The sequence below is a fragment of the Streptomyces sp. NPDC031111 genome (assembly GCF_055570675.1).
Genome location: NZ_JBVIGS010000005.1, coordinates 93,636 through 112,689, shown reverse-complemented (window position 1 = coordinate 112,689; position 19,054 = coordinate 93,636). Strand labels below are relative to the sequence as shown.

Below are 19,054 nucleotides of genomic sequence, written 5' to 3'. Positions count from 1 at the left end.
CATGACCGAAGCGCGCCCGCCCTTTCCGCCGTTCGACCTCGACAGCGCCCAGGCCAAGGTCCAAGCCGCCGAAGACGCCTGGAACACACGCGACCCGCACCAGGTCGCCCTCGCTTACACCGAGGACTCCGTCTGGCGTAACCGGGACGTGTTCCTCACCGGCCGCGACGAGATCGTCGAGTTCCTCACCGCCAAGTGGGAGCGCGAACTCGACTACGCCCTACGCAAGAGCCTGTGGGACTTCCGCGAGAACCGCATTGCCGTCCGATTCCAGTACGAGTGGCACAACACCGAAGACCAGTGGTTCCGCTCCTACGGCAATGAACTGTGGGAGTTCGCCGACAACGGCTTGATGCGCCGCCGCGAGGCCAGTATCAACGACGTGCCCATCAAGGAGGCCGACCGCCGCTACTTCGGCCCCCGCCCCGAATCCGAGCGCCACCCCGGACACAGCCTTCCCCTGGCCTGAACCACCGCACGGCCGGGCGGGCCGAGTGGATCGTCGACAGTCATCACGAGCACCGCACCGACCACCGAGGCCCGCACCGACCGCGGCCAAGAACTGGGCAACGGCCTCGACACGACGGTCCACCCGGTGCGCCATGCTTTGGGCGGCTGGCATGTCGGCAGCGGCCAGTAGCCTCACGCACCATGGGCATTCAGATCGATGTAGTGGTGGGTTACCCGATCAACGACGAGATGGAGAGGGTGCTCGGGTTGGCCGAGGCGGTCGGCGAGCCCGTCACCGTCACGTTCATGCGGGAGGGGCGTGAAGAGGCGGAACGCGCGGTGCTGGTGCCCGCGGCCACACTGGCGCTCTGGGAGCATTGGGCCCCCAGCGCCTACCCGACGAGTGTCCCGGGGGAAGAGAACCGGGCTGTGGCGGAGGAGCCGGAACTGGCCCACCCAGCGGAATTCGGTGCGTTCACGCTTTTTCTTCGTCGCGTAGGAGGGCGTACGGCGGTTGCTCGCAAAGGCGTGGTGGTCGCCGAGCTACTGGACCCCGACGAGGCGCACTGGCTCCAGGAGAAGGCCCGCAATGTCCGCCAAGGCTTCATGGATCCGCAGCAGAAGGCTGCGTTCGGGGAGTTCCTTGCCCGGCAGGCATCCCTCGACGATCAGTGACGCGAAGCCTCACGCTTCGCGGAATGATTGATCTTCGGGCTCAAGCTTCGAACTCCCCTGCAGCGTGTCCGCCTCGCGGTGTGGCAGGAGATCGATCGGGCGACACGTCTCGACGTCAACACACACCGCCCCACTTCCCGAGCGGCTCTGCGGCGGCACCACGGAGACTCCACAAAACCCGTTGGCGGACGAGGGCGACCACTGCTACGTTTCCGGAGGCCGTGCGAAAGATCGAGGAGGTGGTACCCGTGAACGCAGCATCGACATGGGTGCTCCCCTCCGGGGCCACGGTCGGGCGATAGGCAGGTCGTCCGGGAGCGCCGTTCCAGTGCACTCCCGAAAGGCACGACCATGCATTTCACTTCCGAGCAGCGCCTCGACGACGGCGCCCTCGAACGCGAATTCACCCTCAATGAGATACCCGGCATCCTGTGGACACCCGCGTCGGCATCCGCATCCGCATCCGCACCGGCACCGCTGATCCTGCTCGGCCACCCCCCGCTCGGGCTGCGCAAGATGTACCCCCGACTGGTGGCACGGGCCAAGCATGCCGCGGCGGATGGCTTCGCCACGGCCACCATCGAGCTCCCCGGAAGCGGTGACCGACCCCGGTGGCCCACCGCCGAGCAGGCCCGCGCCGACCTTCGCCGGGCGATGGAAGCAGGCGAGCCGGTCAGCGACGAGATCGTCGACGCCCTCACCCTCCCGCTGGTCGACAAGGCGGTCCCGGAATGGCAGGCCGCGCTGGACGCCCTCCTGCAGCTGCCTGAACTCGGCGGTCCGGTCGGGTACTCGGGGGGCGTGATCTCCATCGGCATCCGGCTGGCGGTGGTCGAGCCGCGCATCTCGGCCGCTGTTCTGTTCGCCGGGAGCTTCATCCCCCGCGCCATCTTCGAGGAAGCCCGACTGGTCACCATTCCGCTGCACGTCCTGCTGCAATGGGACGACGAGGGCAACGACCGGCAGGCGGCCTTGGACCTGTTCGACGCCTTCGGCTCCAAGGAGAAGACGCTGCACGCCAACATGGGCGGACACACTGGTGTCCCGCAGTTCGCGGGAGACGCAGCGGACCAGTTCTTCACCCGACACCTGAGGTGAGGCCGGGCCGTCGGACCGGCAGCAGACGCCAGCTGATGTCGGCCGGCCTGCCGCTTATCGAAGACAGGTAACGGCCCTCCACAGCTCTCTGCGTCCACAGGCTCTCGATCCTCGGGCCTGAGTGGGTGGGGCAGCGGGTGGCGCATGCGTCGGCGGTGCTCCCTCCGGCCGCCGGCCCTGACTCCTTCGGAGGGCCGGCGGTATCCGCGCGCCGTCAATGGTCATTGACGAGCAGGGTCTGCAGCACCGGCCGCAGCCTCCTGCCCGGTCGTACAGCGGGCCCGTGGCCAGTCCCGATCCGTGCGGACTGGCCGCGGTGACCGAACGCAGGCACAGCCAGGCTCCGTCCGGTTCACGGTGCAGGGCCAGCGTCACGTCGGTGTTGATGACCAATCGGCTTCGATGGTCCAGTTCGAACGCCACGGCCCAGTTGCAGCCCGGCAGGTGGGCGACCTGGCAACCTGTGTCGCGGGCGACCGCCGATGGCAGAGCCCTCATGGAGGCCAGCTGGTCGACGACGACAAGCACGGCGGTGCATCGGATCTTCGCATCGGCCGGTCAGGGGGGCGTGCGCTGCTCACTCCTGTCCCTCTTCGGTATCGGATGGAACAGGGTCAGTCTGGTCCAGGTTTTCGTTCGGCGGCGATTCCGCGCCTGGGCCGGGGGCAGTGCCGGCCTCCCCGGTGTCTCGAGGGGCGCCAGGTTCTACGGTGTCGCGGATGGTGCCGGCCCCCGCAGGGCTGGGCCGAGTCTCGGGGAAGAAATCGGTAAGGAGCTTGCGGGCCTGCTTGTCTGAGACGCCTTCTATCTCGATCTCCCGCTCCCCGTGCCGAATGACGAGCCGCTTACCCCGGTTGCGATAGAGGAAGGCCGTCAGGACTGCGATCAACCCCGGCAGCCCGCCCGGAACCATCGCCACGACCCACTCGGCGACCCAGGTCCCGGTGGGGTGCTGCGCAGGAGGCACATAGCGTGGCCCTCCGGAACGTTCAATTTCTGCTCCGGACTCCTGAAGTTGGGTAGCCATGATGGGATGCAGCCCATAAGTAATGGTTGAAGGCTGAACGACTAACCGATGTGAGCCGTCCGGTTGTGTGTCGACCTTGATCTCATAGACGGACGGCCAGATCTCGCCGCCTGGGCCATCGGACATGCGAAGGTCCCCCTCCTTCTCCATCGTGAGCCTTTCCAACGTGATGCGAGCCATGCATCGACCCTTCCTCCTCCACGTTGCAGCAGCCCCTCGGCGACTGGGAGCGCGTCACCGCGGACCTGGCCGTGCTGATCCGCCGCCGGAAGTGTGACGCGCTGCGCCGGCGGCCCCTGCTGCTGATGCCTTTCACCGCGGCGGGCATCCGGGGCGCATACCGGATCCGGCGCGCCGTCAAACTCCGGCGCCTCGCGGCGCGGACGGCGGCCTGGCAGCACACCACCCTGACCCGGTTCGACGCCATGGACGACAGCAGTTCGAAGCCGCTGGCCGCAGGCCGCCGAGCACGGCAAGGACATCCCGGCAGCCCGGGCCGCGGGACGCCGGCTGCACGGTCTGGCCCTGGACCTCGACGCCACGCTGGTCGCCTGCCGCTCCGGGAAAGAGCAGGCCGCACCCACCTACAAGGGCGGATTCGGGTTCCACCCGCTGCTGTGCTTCCTCGCCAACACCGGCGAGGCACTGTCCGGCCGGCTGCGCCCGGCAACGCCGGAACGGTTCGACCGCCGTGACCGCCGTACCCAGCGCCTCGTCTGCGGTGTCGAGCAGGCGCAGCGCGTACTGGCCGTAGGGGGCCGCAGCATGTGGTTGTGCTTCGCCTGCGCCAGGACCTGCGGCACGTGGCCGAGGAGCGTCACGATCTCCCGGCCGCGGGTGCCGGGGCCACTGCGGTGCCTGAAGAAGCAGGTTGTAGAGGGGCACCAGGGCCTGGTCGACGTAGCGCGGCCGGCAAGGTGCCAGGCGAATCCTTGCTGTGCATCGATGAAAGCGATCTTGCCGCCATTGCTATGACATTGAAATGGGTGGGTGCCCGCCCCTGCGAAAGCGTGGGACGACGGGCGAGCGGCAGCTGTCGTGTGGAGCGGGACACTCGTTCGACGGATGGTGGTAGGTAGGTTGAGCTATTCGATGATGCTCGGCGAGGGGTGAGTGCTGGTGGAGTCGGGTCAGCGGATCGAGTCCGAGGGGTGGCCGGCGCGCAGCCTGCTGGGGACACTGCCGGAGCCGGAACGGAGGGAGCTGCTGAACCTGGGCACCCGGACGCGTTTTGAAGCCGGGGCCGTGCTGCTCCGGGAGGGGATGCGGGATCAGCACGCGCTGCTGCTGTTGTCCGGCCTCACCAAGGTCACGGCGACGGTGGAGAATGGCGAGAGCTCCCTGCTCGCGGTCCGGGCCGCCGGGGACACGGTGGGCGAAATGGCCGCCCTGGCCGGCACACCCCGCTCCGCGACCGTCACCGCCTGCGGCCCCCTGACGGCCCAGGTGCTGTCGAGCGGCGCGCTGCACGGACTGCTGTTGCGCCGCCCGCAGATCTCCATCGCCCTGACGGGTCTCGTCGCCGACCGGCTGCGCTGGGCGAACCGGCGCCGGCTCGATTTCCGCGGCTACCCGACGAAAGTGCGGCTGGCCCGGCTGCTGGTGGAACTGGCGGTCGCATACGGCTCGCCCGGACGCGGCGGTGTGGTGATCGGCTGCCGGCTGACGCAGCCGGAGCTGGCCACCCTGGTCGGCGCCGCCGAGACGACCATCCACAAGGTGCTGCGCGACCTGCGCGAGGAGGGCCTGGTCGAGACGGGTTACCGGGCCACCACCGTGCGGGACGTTCCCCGCCTCAGGCTGCTTGCCGACCTGGCGCCCGGCCGGCCGTAACCGGCACAACCCTTCAGACCAGGGGCGGTAGCAGGGTCATGCCGAGGCCCGCGGCCACCCCCACGACAGCGGTGCAGGCCACCCCGGCCCGCAGCCAGCGGTGCTTGCGCACGGCGACCTGGGCGAGGAACCGTATCGTGCGCGACAACTCCCCGCTTGCCGATGTTTCTCGGGCATCCGCGGCATCCGTCGGCTGCTCCTCGGAAGCGGCGGCCAGCTGGAGGAAGCTGTAGCGGTTGGCCGCCGGGTCCTGTAGTAGGCGCGGGGTCAACGCCGCGGCCAGGCTCACCGCGCCGCCGGCCAGACCGCAGACGAACGCGGCGAGCAGCACGCCGGCGAGCAGCCCGGCCGCCCCACCGCGCTCCCACAGGAGGACCGCGGGGTGGCTCCACCCGCCTGCCGTGCTGGTCAGCGCCGCCAAGGCCGCCGCCAGCACGCCGGCCTTGGTGTCCGCCTGCTGGTGGGTCGCGTGCAGCACGGTGAACATGTCCCGCTCGGGGCTACGGTCGGCTGCCGGCCCGATAAATGTCATGGCGTCTCCTCGGTCCGGGATGGTGCGTCCCGTCCAGTAGTGGCCGTTGTCCGGGACGACACCAGTCCCTTCTACGCCTTTCGGGAATCCCCTACTTCTACGGGGTGTGAGCCGGGACGCGGGTGTACGACTGTGGCAACGGCGCCCGCCCGGGGTGCGTGTACGGCGCACGCCTCGGGGGCACATCCGTTGTGACGCAGGCGAGTTGAGAGGTGTTATGACGGCACATGGGGCGAACTCGCCGGATCACCAGGCCGCGTTCGCGCGCCGCCTGCTGCTCGCGGTCGACGCGAAAGGGTACGGCACGGCCGACACGGTGACCCAGCGCCAACTCCAGGAGGGCATCACGCGCCTGGTGGCGGAGGCGGCCGGTACCGCCGGGCTGGAGCGCGCACGCTGGGCGACCCAGGAGGGCGGGGACTCCCTGTTCGCCGTGCTGCCCGAGCAGGCCTTCGAACCGGACCTGGTCGACACCTTCATGCGCGCCCTGAACGCGGGGCTGCGCGCCTTCAACCGCGACCGGGTGCGGGAGAGAAGACTGCGGCTCCGCGCCGCCGTCCACTTCGGCCCGGCCTCCGCGGCCGCCAACGGGTTCGTCGGCCGGGCCCCGGTGGAAACGGGCCGCATCCTGGACTGCGCCGCCCTGCGCACAGCCCTGGTCCGGGCGCCGGAGGTGGACCTGGCCGTCGCGCTCTCGGCGGTCGTCTTCCGGGACGTCGTACAGAACGCGCATACGACCATCGACCCGGAGGCGTTGCGGCACGTTCGGGTCGAGGAGAAGGAATACCAGGGGGAAGCGTGGATCTGGCTGCCGGACGCCGACGCCCGGCAGTTGGACCTCGAACCGGACCGGCGGCGCGAGCCGGCGGAGACGGCGGGCACTGCCGAAGAGGCGGCCGCGGTCCGCGGTGACATCAACGTGGACGAGGTGGCGGGAGACGCGGTCGCGGTGCGTACGGACCGCGCCGTGGGCAACCTCGAGGGCACCGCCAGGGTCGGCCGGGTGGCCCCCGGCGGCACGGTGATCGGGGTGGACATCCGTACCGCCGGAGGCGAGAAGTGACCGCTGACCGCGGCCGGAGCGGCCGTGCCTTCGAGGACGTGGTCCGGGACCGGACGGGGACGGAATACGTCGAGCGCGCGTGGCTGACCGAGGAGATCGAGCGGGCCCTGGAGTCGGAGCGCGGCCAGTACGTGCTGGTGACGGGCGAGCCCGGCGCGGGCAAGACCAGCCTGCTCGCCGGAATGGCGCGATCCCGCCCCGACCGGCTGCGCCATTTCTTCCGGCGGGACAGCCGCACCGCTCTCACCGGCGGGGACGTCCAGGCTTTCCTGCTCTCCATCGGGCATCAACTCGCCCGGGTACACCCGGAGATCTTCGCGCAGGACCGGCTCTCGGTGGTGATCGAGCAGCACATAGAGTCCGTCCAGGTCGAGGGCCGCGTCGTCGGCCTCAGGATCGAGGACTTGCAGGTGTCGCCGTTCCAGCACACCGCGACGCTGGAAGTGCAGCAGCGGATCGGTGACGTGGGTGGGTCGGTCAGCGGCATCGAGATCGGCACGGCGCAGCTGGAACCCCGCCTCCTCGATCCGGACAACCTCGCCCACCTCGCGCTGATCGGTCCCGCGCAGGTGCTGGCCGAGCAGGACCCCGGGGCCAGGATCGTCATCCTGCTCGACGCCCTGGACGAGATCGCCGACGACGACCTGGCGGCGCCGAGGGACGGACTGCTGCGCTGGCTGGCCCGCTCTCCCGAACTGCCGGAGAACATCAGGATCGTCATGACGTCCCGGCCGCACTCGAGACTGCGGCTGCTCCGGGCGGCCCGCGAAGAGCGCCTCACCGAGGTGGTCATCGACCCCGGATCGGCTCAGGTGGCGGACGATCTGCGCCGGTACGCGGACCGCGTCCTGGAGACGCCCGCGGTCGTCGCCATGGAACGGACCCGGGGTCGGCTCGTGGGCCACACCAAGCACCACGCCGTCCGCAGGGCGGCAGGGAACTTCCTCTATCTGGCGACGTACGCCCGCGCGCTGAACGCGGCCGCCGTGGAAGGGAACGACGAGCTGACCGACCGTCTGCTCGCCTTCAGCGACATACCCGGGAACCTGGTCGGCCTGTACGGCTTCTTCCTGGAACTCGTCCGCGAGGACATCGCCTCGTGGCCACGGAGCAGGGCCGGGGCGCCGGACGACTGGGAGACGGGGGCGCTGCCGCTCATCGGCGTGCTCACCGTGGCGAGGGAAGCCCTGACGGAGGAGCAGCTCGCGGCCCTGTCCGGGACGTCCCTCCGCGAGGCGCCCGTACGGCAGGTGCTGGGCAGCCTGCGCTGGCTGCTGGACCGGCGCGAGCACCGCATCGGCTTCTTCCACACCTCGATCGGTGAATTCCTCACCGCACCCGAGACCCGCGAGAAGCACCCGGAGTGCTGGGTCGACGCCGCCGCCTGGCACCGGCGCATCGCAGAGCACTACCGGGGCGCCGCCCCCACCTGGGCGGACGTGGACTGGCCGGCCATGGACCGCTACGGCCTGGCCCACCTCGTGGCGCACCTCCTGAAGTCCGGGTCACCACTGTCCGACGACGCCGCCCACGTGGTCTGCCCCGGCCTGCGACGGGCCGCCAGGATCGAGTTCGGGTCCGACGGCCGCTTCCAGGACATGGTCGACCACATCGCCCATCAGCTGGCGGACCGTGGCTCCGTCGCCGAGTTACCCGCGCTGACCTACCTGGGCGTCGTCCGCCGGCGGGCCAGGCGGTCCAGCGACGCGCTGCCGCCCCGGGTGATCGGACTGCTGGCCCGTACCGGCCGGCTCAATGAGGCCCTGGAGCGGGTCGCGGCGATCACGCCGTCGCAGCAGCGGATCACGGCCGTGGAGGAGATCCTGCGGTACGCGCGGCCAGGCCCCGGCGAGCCGACCACCGCGGAACTGCTGGATCTTCTGGTCGAGTGCGCGCTGATCATGCCGCGAAGCGGCACCGACCGGGACATCGAGTACGACGCGTACTCCGCGACTCGGCGGGCCGCGAGGCTGCTGGCGCCGTACGACCTCGAGCGCGCGCTGCGCTTGTGGCAGCACGCGCAGGACACGGTGCGGCAGAAGTTCCGCTCCGAGACGGAGCCGGACGTGGTGTACCGCGCGGCCGCGGCCGCCACACCGGACGTGGCCGAGGCCCGCACCCTCATCGACAGGATCAGCGGCGAGCGCTGGGCGGACCATCTGGATCTCGCGGAGCGGGCAGGCCCCGGCTCAACGGCGATGGAACTGCTGAGCGAAGCCGAGCGCGGGCTCCGGGCCGCCCGGCATCCGCTGGCGCTGCCGGCGCTGGCCCGGCTGGCCGCCGCATGGACCGGGAACCGGCCGGACGAGGGGCGGCGGCTCCTCGCCGAGGTCCGCGCCGAGGTCTTCGCCGCGGGTGAGCACAAGGAGCTGGCGGGGCAACTGCCCGCGGCGGCCCGCGTGCTGGCCGACGTGGACCGCACCACGGCACGATGCCTGCTGGCGCGCCTCGATACCGGGTTCGAGAAGGGAAACGTGGCACCCCGCGCCTTCCTCGACGCCGCCCGCCTCTGGATCCGTTGGGGGGAGTACTCGCGCGCCGGCGACTGCGTCGACCGGTACCTGGCGAGGACCCCGGCCCACGAGCAATGGGCGAACCTCGACGCCAGGGAGGCCCTCGGCCACGCGGACCCGGAGGAGGCGATGAGGACCGCCGAACACGTCCACGCCCGGGTCACCGGTCGGGGGACACCCCCGGATCCGGTCCACAGCCTCAAATGGGACGCCGAACTGATCGAGGCCGTCCGCCGCATGGCCGCCCACGACCTCGGCCGGGCGGCGCGGATGGCCGGGGACGTGCGGCAGACCGCGTGGTTCATCACGGACTGGTCGTGGCGGGACAAGGCCATGGCTGCCGACGAGGCCCCGGTGCGCGAGATCTTCGGGCTCGACCGGCTCTCGGTCCGCGCTGGGATCGGCCATGTGCACGTCGCGCGGGGGGAGATGACCGAGGCGGTCGCGATTCTCGACGCCGTGCTCAGTGAGACGGAGAACCCCGACACGGTCGGCTGGGGCGGCGTCGGCTACACCACGTACGCTCAGGTACCGGCCGGAGCGTCCGCGTCCGCCGCCGAAGCCTCCGAGGCCGACTCGCAGCCGCTGAACCTGGGGGGAGCCCAGTACCGGTTCAACTTGAGCGAGTACTGGGCCGCCCGCGTGCGCGAGCGCTTCTTCCGCACGCCCGCGGACATCGTGCGCGCTGTCGAGGTCGAATCGAACAGCAGCCTGGACCGCGTGGTGTACCGCTTGGCGGAGCGCGTCGCCTCGCAGGACCTCGCCCGGGCGGGCACCCTCGTCGGGGCCCTTGACGATCCCGGGGAACGAGCGATCGGGTACGCGATGCTCCACCGGCTCGCGCATGGCCCCGACCTCGTGTCCCATCACGGCCCCGAGGCGGACGCGTTCTCCCAGGAGATCGACCGGGCGCTCGGCGACCTGTCGCGCTACCGGTGGACCGTCCGCGGCGCCGGCGACGAGGAGATGGGGGCGTGGGTGTACACACGCCCCGACCACCGGGTCCGTTTCGAGCTGGCGGTGCGTGCGCTCGGGTGCCGGGAAACGGACGTACAGGCGCTACAGCGGCTGCCTTATCTGGCCCGCGCTCATCGGCACACCTTGGCGGCGTGGGTGTCCTCCCTCCACGCCACCCTCCTCATCGACGGGCAGCCCTCCATTGCCGACTGCGAGGAGATACACCGCCGAAATCTCACGTCGGTCGGTGCCAGGCAACGCCTCGATCCGGCGGCCAGGGAGATGTTCATCCGCGCCTTCCAGCCGTTGCAGTCACCGGAGTTGACCGACATCCTGGCCCAGAGCGCGGCGGCCGCGGCCGCTTACCACGAATACCGGATTGCCGGCTCGGTCCCCGGACACGTATCCCGCGTGGCGGACATGCACATCGACGACCCGGTCTACGGCGCGGCCGTCGACCTCGTCAAGCCCGCCCCCGGAGCCCCCGTCAGCCCAGCGTTCGTACGACGGCTCCGGGAGCTGCTGGACAAGTCCCAGCTCGCGGCGGCAGCCGAACTGCTCGCCTACGCCGCGGAGATCCGGCCCGATCAGCGGCCCGGGATCCGGGAGCTCGCCGCGGAGGCCGCGGCGCGGGCCGACGACCGTTCCGCGACCGGCGTGGAGGCGCTGAGCGTCCTGGCGTCCTCGCCCAGTCTCGGCGAACTGGTGGACCCCGTACGGCTGCTGCACGCCACCGACCGCTGCGTCCTCGGCTCTCCGAACGAGAACTGGATCCCTGGCGTCGTCACCGCCCGTCTGTTTCCCGTGCTGCTGGAGCGTGCGCCGGCCGTCGCGCTGCACAAGTTCTACGAGATCGCCTCAACGAACTGGGGCTTCGCCACGGGCCTGCTGGAACACGCCACGGAGCCGCTGACCGACGCGTTCGGCGCCGACGCGGCCGCCGCCGTGTGCTCAGCCGCCGCCCGCGGTTTCGCCTGCACTTCTCCGAAGGGCAGCGCACCGGACGTCGTGGACGGGGTCCGGCTGGAGCGGCTCGTCGGGGAAGGGCGGCGACCGTGACGCAGCCCGTCGACGTCGCGGTGGCACAGGCGCACGCGGACGTCCTGGCCCTGTTCCGCGACACCACTGTCACGGATGCCTCCGGGCTCGCGGCGGTGTGCCGGTCGGCCCGGGACCGGCTCACGGCGATGCCGGTCCCCGACCCGCACGATTCGCACCACTGGGACGCCTACCGGGTGCTCACGCCGACCGTACAGACCCTCCTCGGCTACGCGCGCGAGGCCGGCGTTCCGACCGGGGAAGCGGAGCCCTTCCGTGCCTTGCTCATCGGCGTGCTCCACTATCTCCACGATTCCGACCGGGCAGAGGTCGGCGTCCCGTTGGCAGAACTCGTGCAACGCGACTGGGAGGAGCAGCTCGGGGAGACGCACCCGGACACGATCGTGGCGTTGGAGCGGCTCGCCGCGTGCCGGTACGAAGGGGAGGGCGCCGAAGCGTCCCGGCCGCTGCTGGAGCGCATCATCGAACTGCGGTCGCAGAGCCTCGGCGCCGATCATCCGGACACCCTCCACTCGCTCTGCAACCTGGGAGTCTGCCTCAACAAGCTCGGCGACCACCAAGAGGCCCTCCGGCTGAGCTCCGAGACCTTGCGGCGGTGCGAGCGCCGCCTCGGCACCGGTCACCGGACCACCAACCGGACGATGGCGGTCACCGCAGCCAGCCTCTTCGGTCTGGGCGAGCACCGCAGCGCACTCGGGATGTACTGGGCCGTACACGACTGGCACCTCCAGAGGTCGGGCGTGGCCTCCCTGGACACGCTCGACGCGGCGGCCGACATCGCCCACACGCTCCACGCCATCGGCGACTACGAGGCGGCCCGCACCCTCAACACCGACCTGCTGCACCGCTACGAGCGCACGGCCGGTGAGGATCACTACGGCACGAAGGAGACGCGCGCCCGGCTCACACAGAACCTCGAGGCACTGCGGCGCGACACCTAGCCTCGCCGTTTCGACGACGGCTGCTGAGACGGAAACGCCAACGTGCCTTCGGGACGGATCGCCACCGACCTGGCGGTAATGCTCGCCGACGGCGGCGAGGCCATCGCGGACCAGGCCGAAGTGTTCGGCCCGGTCGCCTCGACACCGACGGCCTGGCGGCTGCTCGCCGACACCGACGACAGGACACTGACTGCTCTGCGCTCGGCAGGGAGTTTCACGCCTTTATGTGACCAGGGTGCAGCCCTCCACGTCGCAGCCGGCGCCAGGTTTGATGGCGCGTGTATCGATCAATCCGCGTTGGGCCGCCACAGCCAGCGCAGAGCGTCCGGCAGCAGGACGCCGCCGTGGTTGGGGCTGTGTCCGCCGTCTCCCAGGACAACGCGGAAGTCGTAGCCCGCTTCGGCGAGAGCGGCTGCCACCCGCAGGTTTTCGGCGAGCCAGTTCCGTTGCGGCTCATTCCAGTGCAGGTCGCGGTGGCCGCCTTGCATGAAGATGCGCAGCGGCTTGCGGGGGACGCGGGAGATGAGGTCTGGGTAGGGGTTGCCGTCGGGCATCTGGGCGAAGCTGGACAGGTATCCGATGACGCGGCGGAACTTGTCCGGGCGCAGCCACGCGGCGGTAAAGGCGCAGTTGCCGCCGCTGCTCCCGCCGCAGATGCCCCACTGTTCGGGCGACTGGGCGATGGTATAGCGCTCCGCGACCTGCGGGATGATCTCGGTGAGGAGAAAAGTGACGTACTGGTCGTCAAAGGCGTCGTACTCGTTGTTGCGGTTCTTCGGGTTCTCCGCATGGGGGAAGACGCCGGGATCGACGAATACGCCGATGGTGACGGGGATGTCGCCGCGGTGAATGAGGTTGTCCAGGACGATCGCGCCGCGTACCTCCCCTGCGGGGTCCAGGTACCACCATCCGTCCTGGAAGACCATCAGGGATGCCGGGTCCGCTGGGTCGTACCGTGCAGGCACGTGTACCCAGAACTTCCGGAAGGTTCCCGGGTAGACCTCGCTGTTCCTCCACTCGAACACGACGGTCTCACCAGCGGGCACACCCGGCTGTGGAGCGGAATCGGGCCCGTGGACGTAGCGCACGTCCGACTGGTCGATCGGAAGTGGCTGGTAGGGCATCTCGATGGTCACGGGGAGAAACGGTAGGTCGATCACCGCCCTTGGCCGCAAGGGCTTTTCGTCCAAACGTTCCACCTCGGAGCATCAGCGCGAGGTCGGAAAGGGCTCACTACTTCCGATTGACGTTGATCGGGTCCTGGAGAGCAACGCCGAAGCAGGACCAGCGCGTCGAGCTGACGGCACGTGAACTGCGGGTGCGGCGCAAGCGGCTGCCGCTACGGGACGGCCGGGCATTCGGCGTGGAGTTCCGCGACCCGGCCGCGTTCGCCGAACTTTCTGGCGCCGTCGCGGTCGTGGCGTGCGGTGGGCCCGGCATCGTCCGCGCGGGCCGCAGCGGAGAGGTTGGTGGCGACCTTGTCGGCACCGGCCGCTCCTCCTCGTTGGCAGGGGCTGGGGAGAACGCGGCCGGACGGGGAACGCAGGTGCCACGGTACGCAGGCGGGCGGGAGGTGGCTGATCATTGGCTCGGGCGTCGGGACGTGCCCATCAGGCCCTTGACCGGGTGCCGTTTCGACGGAGGATGGGGGAAGAGAGCGGGTCTTCGTGGTGAAGTGTGGGCCTGCGACAACTCCGAGAGCAGGGAGCTTTCCTCCGGTGACCACACAGCCCGCAAGCCCTGATCGCAGCGGTCCGAAGACTGCCTCGGTCATGGATGTCTCGCCGTTCAAGTCTTCTCTCGTCAAAGCGGTGTTCAGGGACGTGACCTCGATGCACGTCTCTCGGCCGGCTGCGTGGGCCGCCGCGTCGGTGACGCGGACGGTGCTGACGGAGATCATCGAGGGTGCGAGGAGAGTGGCGGCGGAGGAGGACCGGAAGAAGCTGGTTCCCGGGGACCTTCTTTCGGCGATCGACCGGAACGTCGAGCTGGAGGTGGGGAGCAAGTGGTACGACCACAGCCCGACGTTTCGGGGCCTGACCGGTGTCCTGTACGACGCCGGGGGTGTCATCGTGCCGTCTCGTAAGCGCAGCAGGTCGCGCAAACCGAGTGCGGTGGTCGGCGCGCACAGGTTCGAGGCTGGGGTCAAGAAGCTGCTCCGGAGTCGGGGAGTGACTGCCGTCCCGGCGATGGTCCGTGACCTGGACGGAATTGCGAGCGTGTTCCTGACGGGCCTCGCCCGGGACGCGGCCGTGGTCGTCCGCGAGGGCGGAGTCAAGCGTTTCGGTGCGGTCACCCCAGTGATGTCGGGCGAACCGGCCCCACCCCCGTTTCCCAAGGATTCCCTTGGGGCCCCATCCGCCCGCAGGGGTGACGGGCGGACCATCGGCAGGGATGACATCCTGTCCGCCACCACGGTTCAGCTGTTCGGCGGCAACCTGAGGCAGCGAGCCCTCACCGAAGCACGTGAGGCGACACGGAACATGTCGGCCGGCTGAGCGGGTGTGAACAGCGTCGCCGCCTGCACTCTCATCTACTACTGCAGACGGGGACGCCCGAGCCGCGTTTGATGAGGGCGTCGAAGGCCTTGTCGGCAGCAGGCGGCTGAGTCGGATCATCGGCTTCGCGCCGGTGCCGACCGCATAGCGGGTCCTGGGCGGCGTGCAGTGGCGGCCTCTCACCCTGCGCTTCGCCGACGGCACCGGCTGGGAGAAAACCCGCTGCCTGACCGAGTCGTCCGCGCACGATGACGACCCGCGCGCCCTCGCCTCCAGCTGATCGACGCCGCCGGCCCGCAACGCGGCCGCCCCATCGGCCTCGCCCGCAAGGGCGAGGACGTCATCGACGCCGGCCAGGTCGCCCCGCAGATCAGCCTGGACACCACCCACGAGGCCCGCCTCGACGCCGAAGCGGCCACGGACCGCATCCGCGACAAGTCGGGACCCGGCGCCATACGCCCCCGCCGCGCGCCGTGAACCCGCCACGGTCCACCCGCGAGGCAGGCCTGTGCCCGTGCTGCTCCAGCCGCCGGGATAGTCCGGTGGCGAGCGCCGCCGAGCCGATGCGGCTCGATCGCTCGCTGGCTCAGTCCTCGGCGACGCGGATGATCGTCCTGCCGTGAGTGCGCCTGTCCGGTGTGAACGCGGCGACCGCTTCGGTCAGCGGCCGAACGTCACCGACGACCGGCTTGAGGCGTCCGTCCCGTACCCGTTGGACGAGGTCTGTCAGACGGGCGCGGTCGGGTTCGACCACGAAGAAGACAGCGCGTCCGTCGCGAGGGTGGACGGTGACGGGCTCGGCGATGGTGACCAGGGTGCCGCCGGGGCGGACCAGGGCGGTGGAACGCTCGAGGATGTCGCCGCCGATCACGTCGAACACCACGTCGACGTCGCCGATGTCCTCCAACTTCTCTGCCTGGAGGTCGACGAAGGCATGGGCGCCCAGACCGAGTGCGGCCTCGCGGTCGTCGGCCCGTCCTGTGCCGATCACCCGGGCGCCCGCCGCGCGAGCCAACTGCACGGCGATCGAGCCGACGCCGCCCGCGGCGCCGTGGACAAGGACGCTCTGCCCGGTCTGGAGGTGGCCGTGGTCGAACAGACCCTGCCAGGCGGTGAGTCCGGAGATGGGCAGCGCGGCGGCCGTGACATGGTCGACGTCCGCGGGGAGCGGGGCGAGGTTGCGGGCCTCGACCGCGGTGTACTGGGCCAGCGTGCCGTTGCGGGCCCAGTCGGTCAGGCCGTACACGCGCTGCCCGACGGTCAGGCCGGTGGTGCCGTAGCCGAGTTCGGTGACGACGCCGGACAGTTCGTGGCCGGGCACGCTCGGGGTCCGGTCGCGTCCGGACCGGTCGGTCCAGGTGGCGGGCCAGTCCAGCTCACCCGGTGTGAAGCCGGCGGCATGGACCTTCACGATCACGTCGTTCTCCGCAGCGTGCGGGTGGGGCAGCTCAGCCAGGGCGAGGCCGCTGGCACCGGCCTCGCGGTCCTGAACGGTGACGGCTTGCATGAGTGGTTCCTCCGAGGTACGGGAGGCGGACGCGGGCGTGCGCCGCAGTGGTCACCTTCGACCTTAGGGTTCAGGCGGCCCAAGCACGTGGGCCACTCCGTCCCGCTTCGAGTGGGCCATTCATGAGGACCGTTCTTCCGGGGCCGCAAGTCCGGCCCAGGCAGGACGATCGCCACTGTACTGCCCGCCGCGTCCAAACCTCCGGTCCCACCAGCACTGCATTCGTGACGGTCGGGCCGCCAGCGACGAGACGCGGGCCCACGCCGGCCGCACACGGCCTCGCGGCGGGTGGCCGGGGGCGGTGTCGGACGGGCGGGGCTCCTGGAGGCGACGCCGCGCTGCACATCGCGCTGTGGGTGGGAGAGGGAGACTTTTGAGCGAGAACGAATTCTGCGGCCGAATCCGGGCTCGGTAGGGCTCCGCCGGCCCGTAATCGTTGGCGTGGTGACCCCTTCGCCAACGGCCACACCCGCCGACTGCCCGGCTCATCGCAGGCCGGTTTCGGCGGAGGCCGGTTGCCCCTTCACGTACCAGCGGCGGCCCTCGCGCTTGACACTGAAGTGGCCGACGTCCTTGACGCCAGACCCCAGCTCACGCTGTCGAAGCCAGGTGTCGTACGGCCCCGGGCCCGAGACGGCTCCTGTTGTCAGTGGCGCCTGGCATGGTTCTGATCATGTTCGACGGACTTCATGACATCGACTGGGCGTCGCTGGAGCACGCGTACGGCTCGGCCGAGGAAGTACCGGCGCTGCTGTGGGCGCTGCGCTCCCCGGTCACGGAGGAGCGCCGCAAGGCCCTCGACCGCTTCTACGGCGCGGTACACCACCAGGGCAGCGTGTACCCGCCCACGGCAGCCAGCCTGCCCTTCCTGTTCGAGCTGGCCGTCGACGGCGCCACGCCTGAACGGGCCGCTGTCGTCGCGCTGTTGGTCAGCATCGGCCGGGAGTCCCTGGAGCGGGGCTTCGAGGACGACGGCACCGAGATCGAGTACTACCCACCGACGGGCTGCGGGCAGGCCGTCGCCTTCCTGCGCGAGCGGGGTGCGGAGTTCGCCGAACTCGCCTTCGACCCCGACCCGGACGTGCGTCTGGCCGCGATCCCTGGGCTCGGGCTCTTCCTGGACGACACCGACCGGGCCGCCGCGGTGCTGCGCGAGCGGCTGGCCGCTGAACATGACATCGCGGCGCGGTTGCGCATCGTGGAGGCGGCGGCCACCCTGGCGCTGCGCGTGCCGACGGCTTCGCAACAGGTGATGGACTGGCTCTCCGAGCTCGCCGCCGACCCGGCCCGGGGCCCGGTGACCCGGCTCGCCGCCGTGGTCCAGCGGGCCCGCTGCGCCCCGGATGAGATCGGCGAGGACGTCGTGTCGGCCGCCGTCGGCCTGCTGCGCGAGAGTGCCCGCGCCATACCCGTGCGGCCCGTCGCACCGGCCCCGAGCCGCCCGGCGGCACCCACGGACACAGTTGCGCCCCAGGTCGTCGCCGCCTTCGAGGACCTCGACCGGCACACACGCGTGTACGCACCGACTACGGGCCTGTTGCGTACGTTCCACGAAGCCCTAGGGGCCCGGGTGCCCCAGCGCACCGCGGTGCTGGCCGAGCAGCTGAGCAGCCCCGACCCCGGCTCGCGCCTGGATGCGGTCCGTATGAGCGGGGAGCTGATGCGCGCCTGGCGAGGGGACCACACCCGGCTCCTCCTGCTGGTCACCGGCCAGCTCACCACGGTCGACCAGGAGGTCGCCGCCGAGGCTGCGGCTGTCCTGGAGTCCTGCCATCCGATCGCCGCCCCGGCCCGGGAGGCACTCGCCGCGCACGTTGACGCCCAACGGCGGGTGCACGGCCCGAACGTGTGGGCCGCACCGCAGGCAGGGCTGCGCAGAAGCCACCAGGAGGCCGTCCGGGTCTTGGCGCGCCTGGGCGACGCACGCGCGCTGCCGAGTCTGCTGGCCGCGCTGGACAGCGACAACGACGCCTGGCGTGCGATCCAGGTCGCAGGGCATCTGCCACAGGCGGCGGACCAGTTGGTGCCTCGGCTCTGCGACCACGTGCGCCGGTTCGACCTTTCCCAGCAGTGGAGCGAGATGAGCGCCAACGCGATCCTCTCCGCCCTGGCCGCGCTGGGCGACCCGGCTGCGGTTCCTGTGGTTGTGGACACGCTCCGTGCCGCGGTACGCCATGAGCAGCACGGCATCACGCGATCGGCTCTGAAGGCACTGGGGGCGTTCGGCCCGGCGGCGACCGGCGCACGCGACACGATCCGGTCGCTGACCACCGCCACCGACGCGCACGTACGGCCTGCCGCCGTCGCCGCGCTGTGGGCCGTCGGCGGTGACCTGGCCGAGGTCATGCCGCTCCTGCTCGGCCTCCTCGACGACCGCATCACTTTCCGGATCGGTGACGCGGCTGATGTGCTCGGGGAGATAGGCCCGCCCGCCTCCGTCGCACTGCCGCGCCTGCGGGCTCTCCTGACGCACGACTACGAATGGGTTCGGGTGCATTGCGCGGTCGCGCTCTGGGAGATCGGCGGTGAGGCCGAGGCACCGGCCGCCCTCGACGCCCTGCTTCAGGCCATGGCCCAGAACCCCGCGACGGCCAACCACGTCGTGACCTGCCTGGACCGCATGGGCCCCCTCGCGGCACCAGCTCTGCCCCTGCTCCGCGAGCAACTGGCCCAACCCCGGCGCGGCGGCAGGTTCCAGAGCATCGATCACGACGAGGAACTTCAGCGGGTCGGCCGTCGCCTCATAGCCCGGCTCGATCCTTCGGCGCCGTCAGCACCCGCCCCGGGAACAACCTGAGGCGGCGCCCCCGCGTTGGAGCGGGCCACGTCGAGGCCGGCCTCCCACGCGGCCGCATGCACCGACCAGACCATGTCCAGCGCTCCCAAGTCCGCCACACGCGC

Annotated in this window: 16 protein-coding genes and 1 pseudogene; 11 read left to right on the top strand and 6 right to left on the bottom strand. The window is 70.7% G+C overall.

The annotated features are described in order from the left end of the window. The first annotated feature begins 1 nt into the window (after position 1). The 3 genes from ACZ470_RS13345 (at position 2) to ACZ470_RS13335 (ending at position 2,223) form a co-directional block, all read left to right on the top strand. Positions 2–469 (top strand): nuclear transport factor 2 family protein, encoded by a 468-nt coding sequence (locus ACZ470_RS13345; protein WP_468426992.1) that lies wholly within the window; start codon positions 2–4, stop codon positions 467–469. Positions 470–651: 182 nt separating this feature from the next. After that, a complete protein-coding gene (locus tag ACZ470_RS13340; RefSeq protein ID WP_468426991.1) occupies positions 652–1,125 on the top strand; it encodes a hypothetical protein in 474 nt (157 codons plus the stop codon). A gap of 351 nt (positions 1,126–1,476) precedes the next feature. After that, entirely contained in the window at positions 1,477–2,223 is a 747-nt protein-coding gene (locus ACZ470_RS13335; RefSeq protein ID WP_468426990.1) for a dienelactone hydrolase family protein, read from the top strand. A 54-nt stretch (positions 2,224–2,277) separates the two neighbouring features. Here ACZ470_RS13335 and ACZ470_RS13330 read toward each other — a convergent pair whose 3' ends face one another. Continuing rightward, positions 2,278–2,721 carry a hypothetical protein gene (locus ACZ470_RS13330; RefSeq protein ID WP_468427203.1) on the bottom strand — a complete coding sequence of 148 codons (444 nt, stop codon included), beginning with the start codon at positions 2,719–2,721 and terminating at the stop codon, positions 2,278–2,280. Positions 2,722–2,800: 79 nt separating this feature from the next. After that, a complete protein-coding gene (locus tag ACZ470_RS13325) occupies positions 2,801–3,430 on the bottom strand; it encodes a hypothetical protein (protein ID WP_468426989.1) in 630 nt (209 codons plus the stop codon). Positions 3,431–3,763: 333 nt separating this feature from the next. Here ACZ470_RS13325 and ACZ470_RS13320 point away from each other — a divergent pair. Then, positions 3,764–3,916: pseudogene (locus tag ACZ470_RS13320) on the top strand (IS1380 family transposase); the annotation flags it as partial. Between the two features lie 453 nt (positions 3,917–4,369). Next, complete coding sequence (locus tag ACZ470_RS13315) at positions 4,370–5,083, top strand: Crp/Fnr family transcriptional regulator (protein WP_468426988.1); 714 nt, start codon at positions 4,370–4,372, stop codon at positions 5,081–5,083. Between the two features lie 13 nt (positions 5,084–5,096). On the opposite strand, the gene ACZ470_RS13310 is transcribed toward ACZ470_RS13315, so the two are convergent. Further along, a complete protein-coding gene (locus tag ACZ470_RS13310) occupies positions 5,097–5,615 on the bottom strand; it encodes a Pycsar system effector family protein (RefSeq protein ID WP_468426987.1) in 519 nt (172 codons plus the stop codon). A 217-nt stretch (positions 5,616–5,832) separates the two neighbouring features. Between ACZ470_RS13310 and ACZ470_RS13305 the strand changes: the two genes are divergently transcribed. From ACZ470_RS13305 to ACZ470_RS13290, 4 genes are all read left to right on the top strand, one after another. After that, positions 5,833–6,678: a hypothetical protein gene (locus ACZ470_RS13305; RefSeq protein ID WP_468426986.1), complete on the top strand. Its 846-nt coding sequence runs from the start codon at positions 5,833–5,835 to the stop codon at positions 6,676–6,678. Continuing rightward, positions 6,675–11,207: a hypothetical protein gene (locus ACZ470_RS13300; protein WP_468426985.1), complete on the top strand. Its 4,533-nt coding sequence runs from the start codon at positions 6,675–6,677 to the stop codon at positions 11,205–11,207. The genes ACZ470_RS13305 and ACZ470_RS13300 overlap by 4 nt, the downstream gene beginning before the upstream one ends. Continuing rightward, complete coding sequence (locus ACZ470_RS13295; RefSeq protein WP_468426984.1) at positions 11,204–12,148, top strand: tetratricopeptide repeat protein; 945 nt, start codon at positions 11,204–11,206, stop codon at positions 12,146–12,148. The genes ACZ470_RS13300 and ACZ470_RS13295 overlap by 4 nt, the downstream gene beginning before the upstream one ends. Before the next feature lie 78 nt (positions 12,149–12,226). Continuing rightward, positions 12,227–12,541 carry a DUF2742 domain-containing protein gene (locus ACZ470_RS13290; RefSeq protein WP_468427202.1) on the top strand — a complete coding sequence of 105 codons (315 nt, stop codon included), beginning with the start codon at positions 12,227–12,229 and terminating at the stop codon, positions 12,539–12,541. Here ACZ470_RS13290 and ACZ470_RS13285 read toward each other — a convergent pair. Continuing rightward, positions 12,436–13,284, bottom strand: a complete 849-nt coding sequence (locus ACZ470_RS13285) for an alpha/beta hydrolase (protein ID WP_468426983.1) — start codon at positions 13,282–13,284, stop codon at positions 12,436–12,438. The two genes, ACZ470_RS13290 and ACZ470_RS13285, sit on opposite strands and share 106 nt — an antisense overlap. Before the next feature lie 203 nt (positions 13,285–13,487). Next, positions 13,488–13,733, bottom strand: a complete 246-nt coding sequence (locus ACZ470_RS13280) for a hypothetical protein (protein WP_468426982.1) — start codon at positions 13,731–13,733, stop codon at positions 13,488–13,490. 133 nt (positions 13,734–13,866) lie between these two features. On the opposite strand from ACZ470_RS13280, the gene ACZ470_RS13275 reads away from it, so the two are divergent. Beyond that, a complete protein-coding gene (locus ACZ470_RS13275; protein WP_468426981.1) occupies positions 13,867–14,646 on the top strand; it encodes a hypothetical protein in 780 nt (259 codons plus the stop codon). Between the two features lie 586 nt (positions 14,647–15,232). On the opposite strand, the gene ACZ470_RS13270 is transcribed toward ACZ470_RS13275, so the two are convergent. Next, positions 15,233–16,153, bottom strand: coding sequence for an NADP-dependent oxidoreductase (locus ACZ470_RS13270; RefSeq protein WP_468426980.1), 921 nt, complete (start codon positions 16,151–16,153; stop codon positions 15,233–15,235). 673 nt (positions 16,154–16,826) lie between these two features. Here ACZ470_RS13270 and ACZ470_RS13265 point away from each other — a divergent pair. Beyond that, the gene (locus tag ACZ470_RS13265; protein ID WP_468426979.1) at positions 16,827–18,950 is read left to right on the top strand and encodes a HEAT repeat domain-containing protein; all 2,124 of its coding nucleotides are present in this window, start codon (positions 16,827–16,829) and stop codon (positions 18,948–18,950) included. Positions 18,951–19,054: the final 104 nt, after the last annotated feature.